The 23609-nt window shown below is 72.2% G+C and carries 21 protein-coding genes; 18 read left to right on the top strand and 3 right to left on the bottom strand.

Annotated features, from left to right (window positions below; all coding sequences use genetic code 11):
- Positions 1-98 precede the first annotated feature (98 nt).
- The 13 genes from GL263_RS00315 to GL263_RS00375 all read left to right on the top strand — a co-directional run bounded on the left by GL263_RS00315 (position 99) and on the right by GL263_RS00375 (position 13983).
- Positions 99-821, top strand: a complete 723-nt coding sequence (locus GL263_RS00315; RefSeq protein WP_182853497.1) for a maleylpyruvate isomerase family mycothiol-dependent enzyme — start codon at positions 99-101, stop codon at positions 819-821.
- Between the two features lie 104 nt (positions 822-925).
- Positions 926-1582 (top strand): MBL fold metallo-hydrolase, encoded by a 657-nt coding sequence (locus tag GL263_RS00320; RefSeq protein WP_182853467.1) that lies wholly within the window; start codon positions 926-928, stop codon positions 1580-1582.
- A 122-nt stretch (positions 1583-1704) separates the two neighbouring features.
- On the top strand, positions 1705-3744 hold the full coding sequence (gene uvrC / locus GL263_RS00325) for an excinuclease ABC subunit UvrC (protein ID WP_182853468.1): 2040 nt from the start codon (positions 1705-1707) through the stop codon (positions 3742-3744).
- A gap of 51 nt (positions 3745-3795) precedes the next feature.
- Positions 3796-4725, top strand: coding sequence for an RNase adapter RapZ (gene rapZ, locus GL263_RS00330; RefSeq protein WP_228455981.1), 930 nt, complete (start codon positions 3796-3798; stop codon positions 4723-4725).
- A gap of 5 nt (positions 4726-4730) precedes the next feature.
- Positions 4731-5750, top strand: coding sequence for a gluconeogenesis factor YvcK family protein (locus GL263_RS00335; protein ID WP_182853469.1), 1020 nt, complete (start codon positions 4731-4733; stop codon positions 5748-5750).
- Positions 5741-6718 (top strand): DNA-binding protein WhiA, encoded by a 978-nt coding sequence (gene whiA / locus GL263_RS00340; RefSeq protein ID WP_182853470.1) that lies wholly within the window; start codon positions 5741-5743, stop codon positions 6716-6718. Before GL263_RS00335 ends, whiA begins: the two co-directional genes overlap by 10 nt.
- 248 nt (positions 6719-6966) lie before the next feature.
- On the top strand, positions 6967-7971 hold the full coding sequence (gene gap, locus GL263_RS00345; RefSeq protein ID WP_182853471.1) for a type I glyceraldehyde-3-phosphate dehydrogenase: 1005 nt from the start codon (positions 6967-6969) through the stop codon (positions 7969-7971).
- Positions 7972-8086: 115 nt separating this feature from the next.
- Complete coding sequence (locus tag GL263_RS00350; protein WP_182853472.1) at positions 8087-9298, top strand: phosphoglycerate kinase; 1212 nt, start codon at positions 8087-8089, stop codon at positions 9296-9298.
- 4 nt (positions 9299-9302) lie between these two features.
- Positions 9303-10079 (top strand): triose-phosphate isomerase, encoded by a 777-nt coding sequence (gene tpiA, locus GL263_RS00355; protein ID WP_182853473.1) that lies wholly within the window; start codon positions 9303-9305, stop codon positions 10077-10079.
- A 213-nt stretch (positions 10080-10292) separates the two neighbouring features.
- Complete coding sequence (gene secG / locus GL263_RS00360; RefSeq protein ID WP_182853474.1) at positions 10293-10523, top strand: preprotein translocase subunit SecG; 231 nt, start codon at positions 10293-10295, stop codon at positions 10521-10523.
- 235 nt (positions 10524-10758) lie between these two features.
- Positions 10759-11094, top strand: a complete 336-nt coding sequence (locus tag GL263_RS00365) for an RNA polymerase-binding protein RbpA (RefSeq protein ID WP_143646392.1) — start codon at positions 10759-10761, stop codon at positions 11092-11094.
- Positions 11095-11226: 132 nt separating this feature from the next.
- Positions 11227-12885: a glucose-6-phosphate isomerase gene (gene pgi, locus GL263_RS00370; RefSeq protein ID WP_182853475.1), complete on the top strand. Its 1659-nt coding sequence runs from the start codon at positions 11227-11229 to the stop codon at positions 12883-12885.
- A gap of 93 nt (positions 12886-12978) precedes the next feature.
- A complete protein-coding gene (locus GL263_RS00375) occupies positions 12979-13983 on the top strand; it encodes a COX15/CtaA family protein (protein ID WP_182853476.1) in 1005 nt (334 codons plus the stop codon).
- A 277-nt stretch (positions 13984-14260) separates the two neighbouring features.
- On the opposite strand, the gene GL263_RS00380 is transcribed toward GL263_RS00375, so the two are convergent.
- Both GL263_RS00380 and GL263_RS00385 read right to left on the bottom strand, forming a co-directional pair.
- Positions 14261-14617, bottom strand: a complete 357-nt coding sequence (locus GL263_RS00380) for a hypothetical protein (RefSeq protein ID WP_182853477.1) — start codon at positions 14615-14617, stop codon at positions 14261-14263.
- A gap of 108 nt (positions 14618-14725) precedes the next feature.
- Positions 14726-15670 (bottom strand): heme o synthase, encoded by a 945-nt coding sequence (locus GL263_RS00385; protein ID WP_182853478.1) that lies wholly within the window; start codon positions 15668-15670, stop codon positions 14726-14728.
- Between the two features lie 351 nt (positions 15671-16021).
- Here GL263_RS00385 and tkt point away from each other — a divergent pair, with 351 nt between their 5' ends.
- From tkt to pgl, 5 genes are read left to right on the top strand one after another with little or no spacing between them, the layout of a single operon-like run.
- On the top strand, positions 16022-18121 hold the full coding sequence (tkt, locus tag GL263_RS00390; RefSeq protein WP_182853479.1) for a transketolase: 2100 nt from the start codon (positions 16022-16024) through the stop codon (positions 18119-18121).
- A gap of 31 nt (positions 18122-18152) precedes the next feature.
- On the top strand, positions 18153-19271 hold the full coding sequence (gene tal / locus GL263_RS00395; protein WP_182853480.1) for a transaldolase: 1119 nt from the start codon (positions 18153-18155) through the stop codon (positions 19269-19271).
- Complete coding sequence (zwf, locus tag GL263_RS00400) at positions 19268-20818, top strand: glucose-6-phosphate dehydrogenase (protein WP_438947892.1); 1551 nt, start codon at positions 19268-19270, stop codon at positions 20816-20818. Before tal ends, zwf begins: the two co-directional genes overlap by 4 nt.
- The gene (gene opcA / locus GL263_RS00405) at positions 20815-21936 is read left to right on the top strand and encodes a glucose-6-phosphate dehydrogenase assembly protein OpcA (RefSeq protein WP_182853482.1); all 1122 of its coding nucleotides are present in this window, start codon (positions 20815-20817) and stop codon (positions 21934-21936) included. The genes zwf and opcA overlap by 4 nt, the downstream gene beginning before the upstream one ends.
- The gene (gene pgl, locus GL263_RS00410) at positions 21933-22739 is read left to right on the top strand and encodes a 6-phosphogluconolactonase (RefSeq protein WP_182853483.1); all 807 of its coding nucleotides are present in this window, start codon (positions 21933-21935) and stop codon (positions 22737-22739) included. Before opcA ends, pgl begins: the two co-directional genes overlap by 4 nt.
- A gap of 96 nt (positions 22740-22835) precedes the next feature.
- Here pgl and GL263_RS00415 read toward each other — a convergent pair whose 3' ends face one another.
- The gene (locus GL263_RS00415) at positions 22836-23561 is read right to left on the bottom strand and encodes an ABC transporter permease (protein WP_182853499.1); all 726 of its coding nucleotides are present in this window, start codon (positions 23559-23561) and stop codon (positions 22836-22838) included.
- Positions 23562-23609 lie beyond the last annotated feature (48 nt).

Here is a 23609-nt window from a genome sequence, read left to right on the forward strand (position 1 = left end):
GGGTGGTGCTCTCACGAGCGTATAGCACGTACATTCGATTTACCGTCCCGAGCTTCCCACTTCACCCGAACGTGTGGCGGGGATAGCGTTGGATCATGATGGATTCCTCCGCTCACCCGGACGCCCGCGCCGAGACGCGCGTACTCGAGGAGGCCACCGACCGGCTGCTGGCCGCCGTCGGGAAGCTGGGCCACCTAGGCGACAGGGCCGTGGCCGAACCGTCGCTGCTGCCCGGCTGGACCCGCGGCCACCTGCTCACCCACCTCTCCCGCAACGCCGACGCGCTGGTCAACGTCCTCCAGGGCCGCCCCATGTACGTCAGCGGCGAGGCCAGGGAGGCCGACATCAACGCCGGCGCCCCACGCGGCGCCGCCGAACAGCTCGCCGACCTGCGGGCCAGCTCCGACCGGCTGCGGTCGGTCATGGAGTCGCTCACCGACGAGCAGTGGAACGCCACCGTCGAGCTGCGCAACGGCGTCACCGACTCCGCCTCCGCGATCCCCTTCCGCAGGCTCGTCGAGGTCGAACTCCACCACGTCGACCTCGGCGTCGGCTACTCGGTCGACGAGCTGCCCGGCGCCTTCACCGACCGCGCCGTGGAGTACCTGGCCAGGCGCTTCTCCGGCCACGCCGACGTGCCCGCGCTGGAGCTGCGCGCGGAGGACGGCCGCAGCTGGACGACGGGCGGCGGACCGGCCGCCGGCGTCTCCCGGCGGATCGTCGTCGGCACCCCCGGCGCGCTGGTCGGCTGGCTCTCCGGCCGCACCACCGGCAGCGGGCTGACGGCCGACGCGCCGCTGCCCGCCCTGCCTCCGCTCTGAGCGAGCGGGCGTCCGACACAGTAGGCCGCGGCGACCCGAGCGTGCGCGGCGGCCCCGGCGCACCGGGCAGCGGCCCCGCCGCCCCGAGAACAGAAAGGCGCACCATGCCCTACACCGGAAAGGTCGAGGTCGGCGGCCCGGCCGAGGTCCACGAACTGGCCGACCTGCTGATCTCCAAGGTCGCCGTCGGCTCGATGAACAACAACGCCTACCTGCTGCGCTGCCGGGAGACCGACGAGCAGCTGCTCATCGACGCCGCCGCCGAACCGCGGACCCTGCTGAACCTGATCGGCGCCGACGGCATCGACAAGGTCGTCACCACCCACCGGCACGGCGACCACTGGCAGGCGCTGGCCGAGGTGGTCGCGCAGACCGGCGCCCGGACGTACGCCGGCCGCCACGACGCGGAGGGCATCCCAATGCCCACCGACGTACCGCTGGACGACGGCGACACGGTCACCGTCGGCAGGTGCGAGCTGACCGTCCGGCACCTGGTCGGCCACACCCCCGGCTCCGTCGCCCTCGTCTACGACGACCCGCACGGCCACCCCCACGCCTTCACCGGCGACAGCCTCTTCCCCGGCGGTGTCGGAAACACCTGGGGCGACGCCGACAACTTCAACTCCCTGCTGCACGACGTGGAGACCAAGCTGTTCGGTGAACTCCCCGACGAGACCTGGGTCTACCCCGGCCACGGCGCCGACACCAGCCTCGGCGCCGAACGCCCCCACCTCCCGGAGTGGCGCGAACGCGGCTGGTGAGCCCCGGGAAGCCTCCCCCGCGGACCGGCCGTCCCGCTGTCGGGTGGCGCGCCCCCGCACCGCGGCCGATACCCGTCGGCGGGGGCGGCGTCCTGTCGGTGCCGGGTCGTAGGGTGTGAGGCATGGCAGACCCCTCCAGCTACCGTCCCAAGCCGGGGCAGATCCCCGATTCCCCGGGGGTCTACCGCTTCCGCGACGAGCACCAGCGGGTGATCTACGTCGGCAAGGCAAAAAGCCTGCGGCCGCGCCTGTCCTCCTACTTCCAGGACCTCTCCAACCTCCACCCGCGCACCCGCACCATGGTCACCACCGCCGCCTCGGTCGACTGGACGGTGGTGTCCACCGAGGTCGAGGCGCTGCAGCTGGAGTACACCTGGATCAAGGAGTTCGACCCCCGGTTCAACGTCAAGTACCGGGACGACAAGAGCTACCCCTACCTCGCGGTCACCATGAACGAGGAGTTCCCCCGGGCCCAGGTGATGCGCGGCGCCAAGCGGAAGGGCGTGCGCTACTTCGGACCGTACGGCCACGCCTGGGCGATCCGCGAGACGGTCGACCTGCTGCTGCGCGTCTTCCCCGTCCGCACCTGCTCGGCGGGCGTGTTCAAGCGCTCCGCGCAGATCGGCCGGCCCTGCCTGCTCGGCTACATCGGCAAGTGCTCGGCGCCCTGCGTGGGCCGCGTCTCCGCCGAGGAGCACCGCGAACTCGCCGAGGAGTTCTGCGACTTCATGGCCGGCCGGACGAGCGCCCACCTCCGCCGGCTGGAGAAGGAGATGCAGCTCGCGGCCGAGGACATGGAGTACGAGCGCGCCGCCCGGCTGCGCGACGACATCCAGGCGCTGCGCCGCGCGATGGAGAAGAACGCCGTGGTGTTCGGCGACGCCACCGACGCCGACGTCGTCGCGCTCGCCGAGGACGAGCTGGAGGCGGCGGTGCAGATCTTCCACGTGCGCGGCGGCCGCATCCGGGGCCAGCGCGGCTGGGTCACCGACAAGGTGGAGGCCATCGGCACCGGCGAGCTCGTCGAGCACGCCCTCCAGCAGCTGTACGGCGAGGAGCGCGGCGAGGCGATCCCCCGCGAGGTCCTGGTGCCCGCGCTGCCCGAGCCCGCCGGGCCGCTGACCGAGTGGCTGTCCGGGCTGCGCGGCGCCCGCGTCGACCTGCGCGTCCCGCGGCGCGGTGACAAGCGCGACCTGATGGACACCGTCCGGCGCAACGCCGAGCAGACCCTCACCCTCCACAAGACCAAACGCGCCTCCGACCTCACGACCCGCTCCCGGGCCCTGGAGGAGATCGCCGAAGCCCTCGACCTGGACTCCGTGCCGCTGCGCATCGAGTGCTTCGACGTCTCCCACCTCCAGGGCGAGGACGTCGTCGCGTCGATGGTCGTCTTCGAGGACGGGCTGCCGAGGAAGAGCGAGTACCGGCGCTTCCAGATCCGCTCCTTCGAGGGACAGGACGACGTCCGCGCCATGAACGAGGTGGTGGGCCGCCGCTTCCGCCGCTACCTGCGGGAGAAGCAGCGCACCGGCGAATGGGTCGAACCCGAGCCGCCCGCCGCGCCGGACGCGGCACAGGACACCGGCTCCGACGCCGCACAGGACACCGCCCCCGGGACCGAGGCCGTCGACGGCGGCCCGCGCGAGCCGGACGGCCGCCCCAAGCGGTTCGCCTACCCGCCGCAGCTCCTCGTCGTCGACGGCGGCCGCCCGCAGGTCGCCGCCGCCCGCGCCGCCCTCGACGAGCTGGGCATCGACGACGTCGCCGTCTGCGGTCTGGCCAAACGCCTGGAGGAGGTCTGGCTGCCCGACGACCCGGACCCGGTGGTCCTGCCACGCACCAGCGAGGGCCTGTACCTGCTCCAGCGGGTCCGCGACGAGGCGCACCGGTTCGCTCTGCGCTACCAGCGCGGCAAGCGCGTCAAGGCGCTCAGATCGGGCCCGCTGGACGCGGTGCCGGGGCTGGGGGAGACCCGCAAGCAGGCGCTGGTCAAGCACTTCGGCTCGGTGAAGCGGCTGCGCGCCGCGACGGTCGAGGAGCTGTGCGAGGTGCCCGGCATCGGCCGCAAGACGGCCGAGACCGTGGCGGCCGCGCTCGCCGGCGCCGCCGCCCCGGCGCCCGCGGTGAACACGGCCACCGGCGAGATCATCGAGGATGATTGAAACAGATCGAGCCGTGGGCACAGCGCCACGGCCACACCACCGGGGGACCACATGGACAACACCGAACAGCACGAGGCACAGGTGAGTACAAGCAGCCCCGCCGAGGGCAACGGCACCGGGACGATCCCCGAGCTGGTCATCATCTCCGGCATGTCCGGCGCCGGTCGCAGCACCGCCGCCAAGTGCCTGGAGGACCTGGGCTGGTTCGTGGTGGACAACCTGCCACCGGCGCTCATCCCCACCATGGTCGACCTGGGCGCCCGCTCCCAGGGGAACGTCGCGCGCATCGCCGTCGTGGTCGACGTGCGCGGCCGCGGCTTCTTCGACAGCCTGCGCGAGTCGCTCAACGGGCTGGCCGCGCAGAAGGTCACCCGCCGCATCGTGTTCCTGGAGGCCTCCGACGACGCCCTCGTCCGACGCTTCGAGTCGGTGCGCCGCCCGCACCCGCTCCAGGGCGACGGCCGCATCGTCGACGGCATCGCCGCCGAGCGGGAGCTGCTGCGCGAGCTGCGCGGCGACGCCGACCTGGTGATCGACACCTCCAGCCTCAACGTGCACGAGCTGCGCGCCAAGATGGACGCCCGGTTCGCCGGCGAGGACGAGCCCGAGCTCCGGGCGACCGTGATGTCGTTCGGCTACAAGTACGGGCTGCCGGTCGACGCCGACCTGGTCGTCGACTGCCGCTTCCTGCCGAACCCGCACTGGGTGCCGGAGCTGCGCCCCTTCACCGGAACGAGTGAGGAGGTCGCGGCCTACGTCTTCAACCAGCCGGGCGCCAAGGAGTTCCTGGACCGCTACACCGAGCTGCTCCAGCTGATCGCCGCCGGCTACCGCCGGGAGGGCAAGCGCTACGTGACGGTCGCCGTCGGCTGCACCGGCGGCAAGCACCGCAGCGTCGCCATGTCGGAGCGGCTCGGCAAGCGACTCGCGGCCGAGGGAGTGGAGACCGTGGTCGTCCACCGGGACATGGGACGTGAATGAGCTCGGTGACCGGTCGTACTCTGCGGCTGCGCCGCCGCAAGCTCGTCCCCGGCCGCAAGGGGCAGCCGAAGGTGGTCGCGCTGGGCGGCGGCATGGGGCTGTCCGCCTCGCTGACCGCGCTGCGCCGCATCACCGGTGACCTCACCGCGGTGGTGACCGTCGCCGACGACGGCGGCTCCAGCGGCCGGCTGCGGGACGAGCTGGACGTGCTGCCGCCGGGCGACCTCCGCAAGGCGCTGGCCGCGCTGTGCGGGGACGACCAGTGGGGCCGCACCTGGGCCCAGGTCGTCCAGCACCGGTTCACCGGCGAGGGCGACCTCAAGGGCCACGCCGTGGGCAACCTGCTCATCGTGGCGCTGTGGGAGCAGCTGGGCGACCACGTCGCCGCGCTCGACCTGGTCGGCAAACTGCTCGGGGCGCACGGCCGGGTGCTGCCGATGTCGGCGGTACCCCTCGAACTCCAGGCCGAGGTGCGCGGCCACGACCCGGACAGACCCGACGAGCTGTCCACCGTCCGCGGCCAGGCGACGGTCGCGCTGACGCCCGGCGAGGTGCAGCGGGTGCGCCTGGTGCCGAGCGACCCGCCGGCCGTGCCGGAGGCGGTCTCGGCGGTGCTGGACGCCGACTGGGTGGTCGTGGGGCCGGGCTCCTGGTTCTCCTCGGTGATCCCGCACCTGCTGGTGCCGGAACTGCTCCAGGCGCTGTGCGAGACGAAGGCGCGGAAGGTGCTGTCACTCAACCTCGCGCCGCAACCGGGCGAGACCGACGGCTTCTCCCCGCAGCGTCATTTGGAGGTTTTGGCCCGACACGCCCCTAAACTCGCCTTCGACGTGGTCCTGGCGGACCAGGATGCGGTGCCGGACGCGGAAGGCCTGCGCCGGGAGGCCGCGGAACTGCTCGGTGGCGCGGTCGAACTCGCGGCGGTCGCCGCCCCCGACGGCTCCCCGCGGCACGATCCGGAGCTGCTGGCCGCCGCGTACGACCGTATTTTTCGGATGCATGGAAGGATCGGCCCATGGCGATGACGGCAGCGGTGAAGGACGAGATCTCCCGGCTACCCGTCACCCGAACCTGCTGCCGGAAGTCGGAGGTCTCCTCCATCCTGCGGTTCGCGGGCGGACTCCACCTGGTCAGCGGGCGCATCGTGATCGAGGCCGAGCTGGACACCGGCATCGCGGCGCGCCGGCTCCGCAAGGACGTGCTGGAGATCTTCGGGCACAACTCGGACCTCGTGGTGATGGCGCCGGGCGGGCTGCGCCGGGGCAGCAGGTACGTCGTTCGGGTGGTGGCGGGAGGCGACCAGCTGGCCCGCCAGACGGGTCTGGTGGACGGCCGGGGCCGGCCGATCCGGGGCCTGCCGCCGCAGGTGGTCTCGGGGGCCACCTGCGACGCCGAGGCGGCCTGGCGCGGCGCCTTCCTGGCGCACGGCTCGCTGACCGAGCCGGGGCGCTCCTCCTCCCTCGAGGTGACCTGCCCGGGTCCTGAGGCGGCGCTGGCCCTGGTGGGCGCGGCCCGCCGGCTCCAGATCGGCGCCAAGGCCCGCGAGGTGCGCGGCGTGGACCGGGTGGTGGTCCGGGACGGCGACGCCATCGGCGCGCTGCTGACCAGGCTGGGCGCGCACGAGTCGGTGCTGGCCTGGGAGGAGCGCCGGATGCGCCGGGAGGTGCGGGCCACGGCCAACCGGCTGGCGAACTTCGACGACGCCAACCTGCGCCGCTCGGCCCGCGCCGCGGTGGCGGCCGGCGCCCGGGTGCAGCGGGCGTTGGAGATCCTGGGCGACGAGGTGCCCGAGCACCTGGCCGCGGCCGGGCGGCTGCGCATGGAGCACAAGCAGGCGTCGCTGGAGGAGCTGGGCGCGCTGGCCGACCCGCCGCTCACCAAGGACGCGGTCGCCGGCCGGATCCGGCGCCTGCTCGCGATGGCGGACAAGCGCGCCTCGGACCTCGGGATCCCGGGTACCGAGTCGAGCCTCACCGAGGAGATGGTGGGCTGACGCCGCGCGGCGGCGCCCGCGGGACCCGTACGACCCGCGGGACCTCATGGGAAACGCCGTCCGTCCGACGGGTTCCGCCTCGGCTCCGAAAGGCCGGAACCCGTCGGATGACGGGCGAAACGTGGCCGAGGCGTCGATGTAACCGGGAGCGGCCCGGCGCGGTAGGGTCGGAGGTGGTCGGGGACATCCCAAACAACCCCTTCGCCGGTACCCGCACGTACCGGCGTACCTAACGAGGAGATCGGTTCGTGACGATCCGCGTAGGAATCAACGGCTTCGGCCGCATCGGTCGCAACTACTTCCGTGCCCTCCTTGAGCAGGGAGCGGATGTCGAGATCGTCGGAGTCAACGACCTGACCGACAACGCGACCCTGGTGCACCTGCTGAAGTACGACAGCATCCTCGGCCGCCTCAAGGAAGAGGTCAGCCACACCGAGGACACGATCACGGTCGGCAGCCAGACCTTCAGGACGATGGCCGAGCGCGACCCCGCGAATCTCCCCTGGGGCGAGCTGGGCGCGGACATCGTCATCGAGTCCACCGGCATCTTCACCAAGCGTGAGGACGCGGCCAAGCACCTGGCCGCCGGCGCCAAGAAGGTCCTCATCTCGGCTCCGGCCAAGGACGAGGACATCACGATCGTGATGGGCGTCAACCACGACAAGTACGACGCCGCGAACCACCACGTCGTCTCCAACGCCTCCTGCACCACCAACTGCGTGGCGCCGATGGCCAAGGTCCTGGACGAGAGCTTCGGCATCGTCAAGGGCATGATGACGACGGTCCACGCCTACACCAACGACCAGCGCATCCTGGACTTCCCGCACAAGGACCTCCGCCGCGCCCGGGCCGCCGCCGAGAACATCATCCCGACGTCGACCGGCGCCGCGAAGGCCACCGCGCTTGTCCTGCCGCAGCTCAAGGGCAAGCTGGACGGCATCGCCATGCGGGTGCCCGTGCCCACCGGCTCGGTCACCGACCTCGTCCTCGAACTCGGCCGCGAGGTCACCAAGGACGAGATCAACGCCGCCTTCCAGAAGGCCGCCGAGGGCGACCTGAAGGGCGTCCTCGAGTACACCGAGGACCCGATCGTCTCCTCGGACATCGTCAACTGGCCGGCCTCCTGCACCTTCGACTCCTCCCTGACGATGGCGCAGGGCAAGCAGGTCAAGGTCGTCGGCTGGTACGACAACGAGTGGGGCTACTCCAACCGTCTGGTCGACCTCACGGTCTTCGTCGGCGGCCAGCTCTGATCGCAGCCGCGATCGCGGGCGCCGAGAAGTGACGGCACCGGGCCCGCGCGGCGCATCGACGCGCCGTGCGGGCCCGGTGCCGTGCCGGGCCTTCCACCCAAGGAGTCAGTAACCAATGAAGACGATCGACGATCTCCTCCGGGACGGCGTCGCGGGCAAGCGGGTCTTCGTCCGCGCCGACCTGAACGTCCCGCTCGCCGGGGACACGATCACCGACGACGGCCGGATCAGGGCCGCCGTCCCGACGATCTCGCGGCTCGCCGAGGCGGGCGCCCGTGTCATCGTCGCCTCCCACCTGGGTCGCCCGAAGGGCGAGCCGGACCCGCGGTTCTCGCTCGCGCCGGTCGCCCGCCGGCTCGGTGAACTACTGGGTCGCGAGGTCGCGTTCGCGACCGACACCGTGGGGGAAAGCGCGAAGGCCACCGTCGCCGCTCTCGGCGACGGCGAGGTCACGCTGCTGGAGAACCTGCGCTTCCAGGCCGGCGAGACCGCCAAGGACGACGGTGAGCGGGCCGCGTTCGCCGACGAGCTGGCCGCGCTCGCGGACCTGTACGTCGGTGACGGCTTCGGCGCCGTGCACCGCAAGCACGCCTCGGTCTTCGACCTCCCGGCCCGGCTGCCGCACGCGGCCGGCGGCCTGATCGCCACCGAGGTCGGCGTGCTGCGCCGCCTGACCGACGACGTCCGGCGCCCCTACGCCGTGGTGCTCGGCGGCGCGAAGGTCTCCGACAAGCTCGGTGTCATCGACCACCTGCTGGAGCGCGCCGACCGCATCCTCATCGGCGGCGGCATGGCGTACACCTTCCTCAAGGCGCAGGGCCACGAGGTGGGCAACTCGCTGCTGCAGGAGGACCAGCTGGACGCCGTGCGCGGCTACCTCAAGCGGGCCGAGGAGCGCGGCGTGGAGTTCGTCCTGCCGGTGGACGTGCTCGCCGCGGCCGAGTTCCCGGACCTCGCGGCCAAGGCGCCGGCCGAGCCCCGGACGGTCGGCGTGGACGCGATCCCGGCCGACCTGATGGGCCTGGACATCGGCCCGAGGACCCAGGAGCTGTACGCGGCCAAGCTCGCCGACGCGGCGACGGTGTTCTGGAACGGCCCGATGGGCGTCTTCGAGCACCCGGACTTCGCCGGCGGCACCCGTGCCGTCGCCCAGGCCCTGCTGGACAGCTCGGCCTTCACCGTCGTCGGCGGCGGCGACAGCGCGGCGGCCGTCCGGCTGCTGGGCTTCGACGAGACCGCCTTCGGCCACATCTCGACCGGCGGAGGCGCGAGCCTCGAATACCTGGAGGGCAAGACCCTGCCCGGTCTCGCCGCACTGGAGGACTGAACACGTGAGTTCCCGTACGCCCATCATGGCGGGCAACTGGAAGATGAACCTCAACCACCTCGAGGCCATCTCCCACGTCCAGAAGCTCGCCTTCACCCTGGACGACAAGGACTACGAGGGCACCGAGGTCGTCGTCCTCCCGCCGTTCACCGACCTGCGGTCGGTGCAGTCCCTGGTCAACGGCGACAAGCTGAAGATCGGTTTCGGCGCCCAGGACATCTCGGTGCACGACTCGGGTGCCTACACCGGTGAGGTCAGCGGGCCGATGCTGGCCAAGCTGAACTGCTCCTACGTGGTCGTCGGCCACTCCGAGCGGCGCCAGTACCACGGCGAGGACGAGGCGGTGTGCAACGCCAAGGTGAAGGCGGCGTTCCGCAACGAGATCGTCCCGATCCTGTGCGTCGGTGAGGGCCTGGACGTCCGCAAGGCGGGCAACCAGGTGGCGCACACCCTCGCCCAGGTCGACGGCGCCCTGGAGGGCGTGCCGGCCGAGCAGGCCGAGCGCCTGGTGATCGCCTACGAGCCGGTCTGGGCGATCGGCACCGGCGAGGTCGCCACCCCCGAGGACGCGCAGGAGGTCTGCGGCGCGATCCGCGGCCGACTCGCCGAGCTGTACCACCAGGACGTGGCCGACAAGGTCCGCATCCAGTACGGCGGCTCGGTGAAGGGCGACAACGTCAACGCGATCATGTCGCAGCCGGACGTGGACGGCGCGCTGGTCGGCGGCGCCTCGCTGAACGCCGACGAGTTCGCGAAGATCGTCCGGTTCCGGGACCAGTAGTCCGTCCCCGCTCCACGGCCGCCTCGTCCCGTTCCCGCGCCGCGGTGGGAACGGGACGAGGCGCGTGGCGCCCCGCGGCCCGGGCCGGCCGGCGGCCTGACTAGGTCTTCCGGGCCCGGACGTCGTACCCTGTCGGGGCCGGCCTGTTGACCCGGCCCCTTGTGATCCATCCGTTCCTTCCGCCTACGAAGCCCCCAGAGAGTTGGTCCAGCCGTGGAATTGGGTCTGTCGATCGCCCTGATTGTGTTCAGCCTGCTGCTGGTGCTGCTGGTGCTGATGCACAAGGGCAAGGGCGGCGGTCTCTCCGACATGTTCGGCGGCGGTATGCAGTCCTCCGTGGGCGGTTCCTCCGTGGCCGAGCGGAACCTCGACCGGATCACCATCGTCGTCGCGCTGATCTGGTTCGGGATCATCGTCGCGCTCGGCGTGATGATGAAGTCCTGACGCTTCCTTACGGGGCCTGACGCTTCCTTACGGGTCCTTACGGGTCCTTACGTATTCGTGACGAAATCAACCGGCGGACGCCCCTAATCCAGCCTGATAGGCTCTGTGGCGTGTCTCACGACACCGGGCAGTACCTGCCCGTCACGCGGTCGCGCGCAGCGGGTCGCAGAGTGACCGGGTGTGAGGCCCCCTCGTTCCTCAGGGGGACAGAGTCACGAGGCAGGGAGTTACGACCGTGGCAGGTGGCAACGCGATCCGGGGCAGCAGGGTCGGCGCCGGGCCGATGGGAGAGGCCGAGCGGGGAGAGGCCGCGCCCAGGCTGCGGATCTCCTTCTGGTGTTCCAACGGGCACGAGACCAGGCCGAGTTTTGCGAGCGACGCCCAGGTGCCGGACACCTGGGACTGCCCGCGCTGCGGGTTCCCCGCCGGGCAGGACCAGGACAACCCCCCGGACCCGCCGCGCACCGAGCCCTACAAGACCCACCTCGCGTACGTGCGCGAGCGCCGCAGCGACGCCGACGGCGAGGCGATTCTCGCCGAGGCGCTGGCAAAACTGCGCGGCGAGATCTGACCCGGCGAATTCCGGCCGCTTACCGTCGGCCCGCCGCCGTCTCCCACGGCGCCTCGTGCACAACGGTCCCGTTTCTCCATTAGGTTGGTGCCCGGCGGGGTACGCACGAGGAGAAATGGGCTGAATTCGCAGATGAACGCTTACGGCGAAGCCGACCGCGTACGACTGGACCGACTGCCCCAGTGGAAGGCTCTGACCGAGCACCGCGCCCGTCTGAACGGGGTGGGCCTGCGTGACCTGTTCGCGGACGACCCGAAGCGGGCCGAGCGCTACTCCCTCCAGGTCGGCGACCTCCACCTGGACTACGCGAAGCACCTGGTCACCGACGAGACCCTGGCGCTGCTGACGGAGCTGGCCGAGGCGGCCGGGGTGGCCGAGCTGCGCGACGCGATGTTCCGCGGCGAGAAGATCAACAACACCGAGGACCGGGCCGTCCTCCACACCGCGCTGCGCGCCCCGCGCGAGGCGGTCGTCGAGGTCGACGGCAAGAACGTCGTGCCGGCCGTGCACGCCGTGCTGGACCGGATGGCGGAGTTCGCGCGGCAGGTGCGTTCCGGCGCCTGGCTCGGGCACACCGGCCGGCCGATCAGGACGGTTGTCAACATCGGCATCGGCGGTTCCGACCTCGGCCCCGCCATGGCGTACGAGGCGCTGCGCCACCGCACCGCCAGGGAGCTGGACTTCCGGTTCGTCTCCAACGTCGACGGTGCCGACCTGCACGAGGCCGTCCGCGACCTCGACCCCGCCGAGACGCTGTTCGTCGTCGCCTCGAAGACGTTCACCACCATCGAGACGATCACCAACGCCAAGGCGGCCCGCGAGTGGCTGCTGGCGGGCCTGGGCGCCGGCCCCGAGGCGGTGGCCGCGCACTTCGTCGCCGTGTCGACCAACGCCGAGGAGGTCGCCGGCTTCGGCATCAACACGGCCAACATGTTCGAGTTCTGGGACTGGGTCGGCGGACGCTACTCCTACGACTCGGCGATCGGCCTCTCGCTGATGACGGCCATCGGCCCCGAGGACTTCCGCGAGATGCTCGACGGCTTCCACCTCGTCGACGAGCACTTCCGCACGGCCGAGCCGGCGCGGAACGCGCCCGTGCTGCTCGGCCTGCTGGGCTTCTGGTACGGCGAGTTCCACGACGCCGAGGCGCACGCCGTGCTGCCCTACTCGCACTACCTGTCGAAGTTCACCGCCTACCTCCAGCAGTTGGACATGGAGTCCAACGGCAAGCGGGTCGACCGCGCGGGCCGGCCCGTCGACTGGCAGACCGGCCCCGTGGTCTGGGGCACCCCGGGCACCAACGGCCAGCACGCGTACTACCAGTTGCTGCACCAGGGGACAAAGCTCATCCCGGCGGACCTGATCGGTTTCGCCGAGCCCGTCGCCGAACTCGGCCCGCTGCGCGACCAGCACGACCTGCTGATGGCGAACCTCTTCGCCCAGGGCCAGGCGCTGGCGTTCGGCAGGACCGCCGAGGAGGTGCGCGCCGACGGCGTGTCCGAGGAGCAGGTGCCGCACCGCACGTTCCCCGGCGACCGGCCCACCACCACGATCCTGGCGTCCTCCCTCACTCCGTCGGTGCTCGGCCAGCTGATCGCGCTCTACGAGCACAAGGTCTTCGTCCAGGGCGCGCTGTGGGGCATCAACTCCTTCGACCAGTGGGGCGTGGAACTGGGCAAGGTGCTCGCCAAGCGGATCGAGCCGGCGCTCACCGAGGGCACGGACGTGCCCGGTCTCGACGGCTCGACGAGCGCCCTCGTGCGGCGCTACCGGGAGCTGCGCGGCCGCTGACCCGCTGACCGAGGGCGGGAGGGGCCGTGCTCGGCACAGCCCCTCCCGCACCCCTCGTGAAAGCACGCACAAGCGCGGGCCTACCATGGGCCCGTGCCCAAGAAGCCCGCCTTGTTCCGCAGCCCCATCACCCTCGTCGCCGAGCGGTGGACCCCCACCCGGCGTGTCCTGCGGCGCGCCACCCTCGCCGCGCTCCTGATGAGCGTGGTCATCGTGGTCACCGGCGGGGCGGTGCGGCTCACCGGCTCCGGGCTGGGCTGCGACACCTGGCCGAAGTGCACCGACGACAGCCTCTTCGCGACGCCTGAGATGGGCCTGCACGGCGCCATCGAGTTCGGCAACCGGATGCTCACCTACGTGCTGTGCGCGGCCGTCGGCTGGGCCATCGTGGCCGCCCGCAGCGCCAAGCCGGCCCGGCCGGGGCTGTCCCGGATGGCGTGGGCGCAGTTCTGGGTGGTGATGGGCAACGCCGTCCTCGGCGGGATCACCGTGCTCACCGGGCTCAACCCCTACATCGTGGCCGGGCACTTCCTGCTGGCCACCGCGCTGATCACCGTCGCGCTGGTCACCTGGCACCGGGCGGGGGAGGGCGACGGCCCGGCGCGGCCGCTGGTCGGCCCCCGCGTCCGGCAGCTCGCGGTGGCGCTGGTCGCCGTCACCGCCGTCCTGGTGGTCGCCGGCACGGTGGTCACCGGCGCCGGGCCGCACGCCGGCGACAGCAGCGAGGTCCCGCGCATCCCGCTGGACTGGGAGACGGTCACCCGGGTGCACGCGGCGCTGGCCTGGGCCGTGGTGGCGCTCACCGCGGCGCTCTGGGTGCTGCTGCGGGTGATGGACGCCCCCGCGGGTCCGAAGGCCCGGGTGCGCGACCTGGCGATCGTGCTCGCCTCGCAGATCGTCGTGGGCTACGCCCAGTACCTGACCGACGTGCCGGAGCTGCTGGTCGGCATCCATCTGCTCGGCTCCACGCTGGTGTGGATCGCCGTCCTGCGGGTGCTGCTGTCGCTGCGGGAGCGCGGCCCGGTGCCGGCCGCCCCGGCCGTGCCCGCGACGCGCGCCGGCACCACGCCGTCCCGCGAGGTCGCCGAGACCGTCTGAGGCCGCCGCGCCACGCGCGTGAAGCGCCGCGCCCCACGTCCGCGTGGACGTGGGGCGCGGCGCGTACGGCTGGGGCGTCGCGGTGGCGCGGCCACCCGCACGTCAGGAGAGCCGCGCCGAGGCCCCTCGGGGGCAAACGCGCCCGTGTGCTCGGCGGCGGCGTCCCCGCGGAAGGTGCCCACGGCGGCCGAGCCGACCGCCACCCGGTGCGCCGGGCGCCTCCGCCCGAGCGGGGCGCCGACCGGCGAACCATGCCGCCCCGCCGCCAGGCGCCCCTTCAGTTGTTGCTGGGACCGCCGAGCTGGATGCCGGCCATCCGCGACCACTCGTAGGGGCCGGTGCGCACGCGGGCGGCGAACTCGCCGTCGAACTCCTCGTGCAACGTGATGCCGGCCCGCTCCACGGCGGTCTTCGCGACGTCGTGGCTCTCGGCGACCAGGTCGCCCCACTCGCCGTTGGCGCCCACCAGGACGATACGTACGCCACGCTGGCCGAGGTACGCGATCTGCCCCTCGGCGCTGCCGCCGTGGCTCCGCGCGAACGCGGTGATCTGCTTGGCCAACCGGGCCGCCTTGCGCGTGGTCCTGGTGTTCCGCGCGCGTTCGGTGCCGTCGGCCTGCTTCGTGTCTGCCATGTTCCGATGCTACCCGTGAGTAGATCAAACGGGCGATCCCCCGGTCCCGTGGCCTGTGCCACGGTCGGGGGATCGCCCGTCAGGAACTCCCGGCGCGCGGGAAGCGGCTCAGCGCACGAAGGGGTCGATGGCGACCGCGACGAAGAGTAGGGAGACGTAGGTGATCGACCAGTGGAACAGCCGCATCTCCTTGAGCTTCGGCCCGGTGACGCCGGCCCGGGCGCGGGCGTGCAGCGCGTGCGCCTCCCACAGCCACCAGCCGCCGGCGGCCAGCGCCACGGCCGTGTAGAACCAGCCCACGTAGCCGAGCGGCCACAGCAGCAGCGACACCCCGACCATCACCCAGCTGTAGAGCACGATCTGCCGGGCCACCGTGCGGTTCGAGGCGATCACCGGCAGCATCGGCACGCCGACCCGCGCGTAGTCCTCCTTGACCTTCATCGACAGCGGCCAGTAGTGCGGCGGCGTCCAGAAGAAGATGACCAGGAAGAGGATGACGGCCGCCCAGCTGACCTCGTTCGTCACCGAGGACCAGCCGATGAGGACCGGCATGCAGCCGGCGATGCCGCCCCAGATGATGTTCTGCGCGGTGCGCCGCTTGAGCAGCATCGTGTAGACGACCACGTAGAACAGCAGCGCGCCGAGCGAGAGCGCGGCCGACAGCCAGTTGACCAGCAGTCCGAACCACAGCGTGGAGACGACCGCGAGGGTGAGGCCGAAGACCAGGGCCTGGCGGGGGCGCAGCACCCCGGTGACCAGCGGCCGGTTCGCGGTGCGCGACATCAGCGCGTCGATGTCCCGGTCGATGTACATGTTGAGCGCGTTGGCGCCGCCCGCCGAGAGGTAGCCGCCGAGGCAGGTCGCCAGGACCAGCCACAGGTCGGGCACACCCTGGGCGGCCAGGAACATGACCGGGATGGTGGTGATCAGCAGCAGCTCGATGATGCGCGGCTTGGTGAGCGCGACGTACGCCCTCACCTTCGCCGCGAGTGGCACCCGGGGTGCCGTGCCCGTTGCGCTGACTCCCGCGGGACAGGATTCGACGGCTGTCACGAACACCCCTGATCACAAGCGACATCCGCGGCTGCCGCCGCGCGTGGGAACAAGCGAGGTCCGGTGCGGAACCGGAGCGACTCGCGCGTACCACGCCACTTTAGACGTTGGCCAGACCCGGCTCGCGGCCGGGGGTGACCCGTGTTGTGGACAGGTCTGGCGGAGGCCGATGTTACGCGCGTAGAGTCGCCGTGCCGTCCCCTCCTTCGGTGACCGAACGGTAGCCCCGTCACGTGCGTACCAAGGAGCGAACAGCCGAATCCGGGCCGCCTCACGCGGAGGTAGGCTCGATGGGGCCGGATGAGGGACAGGCCACCGGCTTCCGTTCTGTGAGAGGAGCCCTGAGCCAGGGTGAGCACCAAGCCGACGACCACCGATACCGAGTCCGCCGACGACCGGGCCTTCGACTGGACCGAGCTGGACCAGCGTGCCGTGGACACCGCCCGGGTACTGGCGATGGACGCCGTGCAGAAGGTCGGCAACGGCCACCCGGGCACGGCGATGAGCCTCGCGCCCGCCGCCTACGTGCTCTTCCAGAAGGTCATGCGCCACGACCCGGCGACCGCCGACTGGGCGGGCCGCGACCGGTTCGTCCTCTCGGTCGGCCACACCAGCCTGACCCTCTACACCCAGCTGTTCCTCGCCGGGTACGGCCTGGAGCTGGAGGACCTCAAGGCCTTCCGCACCTGGGACAGCAAGACCCCCGGCCACCCCGAGTACGGCCACACCACCGGCGTCGAGACCACCACCGGGCCGCTCGGCCAGGGCGTCGCCAACGCCGTGGGCATGGCCATGGCGGCCCGCTACGAGCGCGGCCTCTTCGACCCCGAGGCCCCCGCCGGCGAGTCCCCCTTCGACCACACCGTCTGGACGATCGTCGGTGACGGCTGCCTCCAGGAGGGCGTCGCCGCCGAGGCCTCCTCGCTGGCCGGCCACCAGAAGCTCGGCAACCTCGTCGTGCTCTGGGACGACAACCACATCTCCATCGAGGGCGACACCGAGACCGCCGTCTCCGAGGACACCCTCAAGCGCTACGAGGCCTACGGCTGGCACGTCCAGCGCGTCGACCAGGCCCCCAGCGGCGACCTGGACCCCGAGGCGCTGTTCCACGCGCTGAAGGCCGCCCAGGCCGTCACCGACCGCCCCTCGCTGATCGCCGCGCGCTCGATCATCGCCTGGCCGGCCCCCACCGCCCAGAACACCGAGGCCGCGCACGGCTCGGCGCTCGGCGCCGACGAGGTCGCCGCCACCAAGCGGGTCCTCGGCTTCGACCCCGAGCGCAGCTTCGAGGTCGACGACGCCGTCCTGGCGCACACCCGCACCGCGCTCGACCGTGGCCGTGAGGCCCGCTCGGCGTGGGAGAAGGAGCTGTCCGCCTGGCGCGGCGCCCACCCCGAGCGGTCCGCGCTGTTCGACCGGATCGCCGCCGGTGAGCTGCCCGAGGGCTGGGAGGCGGCGCTGCCGACCTTCGAGCCCGGCAAGGACGTCGCCACCCGCAAGGCGTCCGGCGCGGTCCTCAAGGCGCTCGGCCCGGTGCTGCCCGAGCTGTGGGGCGGCTCCGCCGACCTCGCCGGCTCCAACAACACCACCATCGAGAACACCTCGTTCCTGCCGGTCGGCAACAAGCTGCCGGGCGCCGACCCGTACGGCCGCACGATCCACTACGGCATCCGCGAGCACGCGATGGGCGCCGTCATGAACGGCATCGCGCTGCACGGCAACACCCGCATCTACGGCGGCACCTTCCTGGTGTTCTCCGACTACATGCGCCCCGCCGTCCGGCTCGCCGCCCTCATGCGCACCCCCGTCACCTACGTGTGGACGCACGACTCGATCGGCCTCGGCGAGGACGGCCCCACCCACCAGCCGGTGGAGCACCTGTCGGCGCTGCGCGCCATCCCGGGCCTGAACATCGTCCGCCCGGCCGACGCCAACGAGACCGCCATCGTCTGGGCCGAGGTGCTGCGCCGCCACGCCGACAAGCCCGCCCCGCACGGTCTGGCCCTCACCCGGCAGAACGTCCCCACCTACGAGGCCAACGCCGAGGCGGCCAAGGGCGGTTACGTGCTCTTCGACGCCGAGGGCGGCGCCCCCGAGGTGCTGCTGATCGCGACCGGCTCCGAGGTGCAGCTCGCCGTCGAGGCGCGCGAGCGGCTCCAGGAGGCCGGCGTGCCGACCCGCGTGGTCTCCATGCCGTGCGTGGAGTGGTTCGAGGAGCAGGACGCCGAGTGGCGCGAGCGGGTGCTGCCGTCGTCGGTGCGGGCGCGGGTGGCCGTGGAGGCCGGGGTCGGCCAGTCCTGGTACCGCTACCTGGGTGACGCCGGCCGGCTTGTCTCGCTCGAGCACTTCGGTGCCTCGGCCGACTACAAGAGACTGTTCACCGAGTTCGGGCTGACCGCCGACGCGGTCGTCGAGGCGGCGCGGGAATCCCTGGCCGCCGCACAGCGCTGACGCACACATCCGACACGTAGGAGCACAACCCATGACAGACGCACTGGCGCGCCTCAGCGAGGAGGGCGTCGCGATCTGGCTCGACGACCTCTCGCGCGAGCGCATCAACTCGGGCAACCTGGCCGAGCTCATCGACCAGAAGAACGTCGTCGGCGTCACCACCAACCCGTCGATCTTCCAGAAGGCGATCAGCGCGGGGGAGGGCTACGGCCAGCAGCTCAGCGACCTCGCCGTGCGCGGGGTGACCGTCGAAGAGGCCGTCCGCATGATCACCACGGCCGACGTGCGGGACGCCGCGGACATCCTGCGGCCGCTGTACGAGGCCACCGGCGGCCGGGACGGCCGGGTCTCCATCGAGGTCGACCCGCGCCTGGCGCACCACACGGCCGCCACCGTCGCCGAGGCCAAGCAGCTCGCCTGGCTCGTCGACCGGCCGAACACGCTCATCAAGATCCCGGCCACCGAGGCCGGCCTGCCGGCGATCACCGAGGTCATCGGCGCCGGCATCAGCGTCAACGTCACGCTGATCTTCTCGCTGGAGCGCTACCGCGCGGTCATGGACGCCTACCTGGCCGGCCTGGAGAAGGCCGACGCCCGCGGGCTGGACGTCTCGAAGATCCACTCGGTCGCCTCGTTCTTCGTCTCCCGCGTCGACACCGAGATCGACAAGCGGCTCGACAACCTCGGCACCGCCGAGGCCAAGGAGCTGCGCGGCAAGGCGGCGCTGGCCAACGCCCGGCTCGCCTACCAGGCGTACGAGGAGGTCGTCGCCTCCCCGCGCTGGCAGGCGCTGGCCGGCAAGAACGCCAACGCCCAGCGGCCGCTGTGGGCCTCCACCGGCGTGAAGGACCCGGCCTACCCGGACACCCTCTACGTCACCGAGCTCGTCGCGCCCGGCACGGTCAACACCATGCCGGAGGCCACGCTGGAGGCCACCGACGACCACGGCGAGATCACCGGCGACACCGTGCGCGGCACCTACGCGCAGGCCCGCGCCGACCTCGACGCGCTCGCCGGTGTCGGCATCTCCTACGACGAGGTCGTGCGGCTGCTGGAGGACGAGGGCGTCGCCAAGTTCGAGGACAGCTGGAACGACCTGCTGTCCTCGACCGAGAAGCAGCTCAAGAGCCTCGCCCCGAAGGAGGCCTGACACCGTTGAGCGGCGAATCCGGCGTACCGTCGGTCAATTTGCTGCGTGACGCCCAGGACCGGCGGCTCCCGCGTATCGCGGGGCCGTCGGGCCTGGTCATCTTCGGCGTCACGGGCGACCTGTCCCGCAAGAAGCTCATGCCGGCCGTCTACGACCTCGCCAACCGGGGGCTGCTGCCGCCGGGCTTCTCCCTCGTCGGCTTCGCCCGGCGGGACTGGGAGCACGAGGACTTCGCGCAGGTCGTGCGGGACGCGGTCCGGGAGCACGCCCGCACTCCCTTCCGCGAGGAGGTCTGGGAGCAGCTGGCCCAGGGCATGCGCTTCGTGCCCGGCGTCTTCGACGACGACGAGGCGTTCAGCACCCTGAAGAACACCATCGAGGCACTGGACAAGGAGCGCGGCACCGGCGGCAACTTCGCGTTCTACCTGTCCGTGCCGCCGAAGTTCTTCCCCACCGTCGTCCAGCAGCTCAAGAAGCACGGCCTGTCCGACGCCCCCGAGGGCTCCTGGCGGCGGGCCGTCGTCGAGAAGCCCTTCGGCCACGACCTGAAGAGCGCGCAGGAGCTCAACCAGGTCGTGCACGGCGTCTTCCGGGCCAGCCAGGTCTTCCGGATCGACCACTACCTCGGCAAGGAGACAGTCCAGAACATCCTGGCGCTGCGGTTCGCGAACACCATGTTCGAACCGCTGTGGAACCGCTCCTACGTCGACCACGTGCAGATCACGATGGCCGAGGACATCGGCATCGGCGGCCGGGCCGGCTACTACGACGGCATCGGCTCCGCCCGTGACGTCATCCAGAACCACCTGCTCCAGCTGCTGGCGCTGACCGCGATGGAGGAGCCGTCCTCCTTCGGCGCCAAGGCGCTGGTGCAGGAGAAGCTCAAGGTGCTCAACGCCGTGCGACTGCCGGACGACCTGGGCCTGCACACCGTGCGCGGCCAGTACACCGCCGGCTGGCAGGGCGGCGAGAAGGTCCCCGGTTACCTGGACGAGGAGGGCATCAACCCCCACTCCAAGACCGACACCTACGCCGCCATCAAGCTGGAGATCGACAACCGGCGCTGGGCGGGCGTGCCGTTCTACCTGCGCACCGGCAAGCGGCTGGGCCGCCGGGTCACCGAGATCGCGGTGGTCTTCCAGCGGGCTCCCTACTCGCCGTTCAACGCGACCGACACCCAGGAGCTGGGGCAGAACGCCCTGGTCATCCGGGTACAGCCGGACGAGGGCGTCACCATCCGGTTCGGCTCCAAGGTGCCCGGCACCTCCATGGAGATCCGCGACGTCACGATGGACTTCGCCTACGGCGAGTCCTTCACCGAGTCCAGCCCCGAGGCGTACGAGCGGCTGATCCTGGACGTCCTGCTCGGCGACGCCAACCTCTTCCCCCGCCACCAGGAGGTCGAGCGTTCCTGGGAGATCCTCGACCCGGTCGAGGAGTACTGGGAGGCGCACGGGAGACCCGAGCCCTACGTCGCCGGGACCTGGGGGCCCAAGGCGGCCGACGAGATGCTCAAACGCGACGGCAGGAGCTGGCGCCGGCCATGAACACGGAACTGACCAACACCACGTCCAGCCAGATCAACGCGGCTCTGGTCCGGGTGCGCCGGGCGGCCGGCTTCCCGGCCGTCGGCATGGTGCTCACCCTGGTCATCGTCACCGACGAGGGCAACCACTACGACGCGCTGAAGGCCGCGAGCGACGCCTCCACCGAGCACCCGTCGCGGATCCTGGTGGTCATCCGGCGCCCCGGCCGCTCGCCGCGCGACCGGGCAGTCGCGCGGCTGGACGCCGAGGTCCGCATGGGCGGCGAGACGGGCACCGGCGAGACCGTGCTGCTGCGGCTGCACGGCGAGCTGGCCTCGCACGCCTACAGCGTGGTGCTGCCGCTGCTGCTGCCGGACGCCCCGGTGGTCGTGTGGTGGCCCGAGGACGCCCCGGCCAACCCGTCCGCCGACCTGCTGGGCACGCTCGCCCAGCGGCGCATCACCGACGCGGCGGCCACCGAGGACCCGGTCGCCACCCTGGCGCGCCGCGCCGAGACGTACGCGCCCGGCGACACCGACCTGGCGTGGACCCGGATCACCCCCTGGCGCAGCGTGCTGGCCGCCGCGCTCGACCAGCGGCACGGCCGGATAAGCGGCGCCGTCGTCGAGGGCGAGGAGTACAACCCGAGCACCGAACTGCTCGCGCTGTGGCTCGCCGCCCGCCTCGGTGTCCCGGTGGAGCGGGCCGTCTCCGACGGCCCCGGCATCACCGCCGTCCGCCTCAACACGGCCGACGGGCAGATCTGCCTGGACCGGCCGGACGAGCGGCTGGCCGAGCTGGCCGTGCCCGGCCAGCCCGACCGGCACGTGGCGCTGCCCCGCCGCTCGACGGCAGAGCTGATCGCCGAGGAACTGCGCCGCCTGGACCCGGACGAGACGTACCACGAGGCGCTGTGCTTCGGTCTCGACCGGCTCGGCCGGCCGTCCGAGCCGGTGGAAGCCGCCGCGCCCGCCGACGCCGCCTCGGAGGCCGACCGGGGCAAGGGCGCCAAGCGCTCCCGCGCGACCGGCGGCAAGCGCGCCCAAGCCGCCGGAAATGACGCCGGGAATGACGCCGCCGCCTCGGGGAACCCGACCGGTCCCGGCGACGACGACAAACCGAAGGCGGTGGCTCGATGACGTCCGACCCGCAGGTGTTCGTCCACCACGACGGAGCCGAACTGGCCGTCAAGGCGGCGGCGCGGCTGGCGGCGACGGTGCTGGAGGCGCAGAGCGAACGCGGCCACGCGTCGGTGGTGCTCACCGGCGGACGCAACGGCAACGCGCTGCTCGCCGCCCTCGCCGAGTCCCCGGCCCGCGACACCATCGACTGGTCACGGCTCGACCTGTGGTGGGGTGACGAACGGTTCCTGCCGGACGGCGACCCCGACCGCAACCACACCCAGGCCCGCGAGGCGCTGCTGGACTCCGTCGACCTCGACCCGGCCAGGGTGCACCCCATGCCGGCGTCCGACGGCCCCTGGGGCGAGGGGCCGGAGGCGGCGGACACCGCCGCCGCGGCCTACGCCTCCGAGCTGGCGATGGCGGCGGCCGGCTCCCCGTCCGGCGGGCGCGACGGCCGGGTCCCGGAGTTCGACGTGCTGCTGCTCGGGCTCGGCCCGGACACCCACGTCGCCTCCCTCTTCCCGGAGCTGCCGGCCGTCCGGGAGACCCGGCGCACGGTGGTCGGCGTGCACGGCGCGCCCAAGCCGCCGCCCACCCGGATCTCGCTGACCCTGCCGGCGATCCGGTCGGCGCGCGAGGTGTGGCTGCTGGCCGCCGGCGAGGACAAGGCGCAGGCGGCGGCGCTGGCGCTGTCCGGCGCCGGCGAGGTCCAGGCGCCGGCCGCCGGCGTGTACGGGCGGCGTCGCACGCTGTGGCTGCTCGACCGGACCGCGGCCTCCCGGCTTCCGGGCGACGTGCTCCCGCCGGTCAGCGGCTGAGCACGTGCGGCTGAGCAGGTTCGGCTGAGCGCACACGACTCAGCGCGACGACCGAGGGGGCGGCCCGGACGGGCCGCCCCCTCGGTCGTACGCGGGTCACTCCCAGCGGAAGAAGCGGGCGGCCAGGCCGAGCCCGGCCACCGCCCAGCCGGCCAGCACCGCCAGTGCCGCCCACGGCACCCCGGCGCCGTGCTGCAGGACCTCCCGCAGCCCGTCGGCGAGCGCCGCCACCGGCAGCGCTCCCAACACCGTCTGCGCGGCCTCGGGGAAGCGTTCCAGCGGCACCACCACGCCCCCGCAGACCAGCAGCAGCACAAAGACCAGGTTGGCCGCCGCCAGCGTCGCCTCGGCGCGTAGCGTGCCTGCCATCAGCAGCCCGAGGCCGGAGAACGCGGCGGTCCCGGCCAGCAGCAGTGCGGCCACCGCCAGCGCGCCGACCACCCCGCCCTTCGGGGACCAGCCGAGCGACAGCGCCACCGCCGTGAGCAGCGCGATCTGCAGCACCTCGACGATCAGCACCGACGCGGATTTCGCGCACATCAGCGCCCAGCGCGGCAGCGGCGAGGCGCCCAGCCGCTTCAGCACGCCGTAGCGCCGCTCGAAGCCGGTGGAGATCGCCTGACCGGTGAAGGCGGTGGAGAGCACCGCGAGGGCCAGCACGCCGGGGGCGAGGAAGTCCACCGGCTCGCCCGCGCCGGTGTCGACGATCTCCACGGTGCTGAACAGGACGAGCAGCAGCGTCGGGATGATCACGGTCAGCAGCAGCTGCTCGCCGTGGCGCAGCAGCATCCGCGTCTCCAGCAGGGCCTGGGCGACGATCATCCGGCCGACCGGGGCCGCGCCCGGGCGGGGGCTGAACGGGCCGGCCGC

The organism is Streptomyces durbertensis (genome assembly GCF_014156695.1).
Lineage (GTDB): Bacteria > Actinomycetota > Actinomycetes > Streptomycetales > Streptomycetaceae > Streptomyces > Streptomyces durbertensis.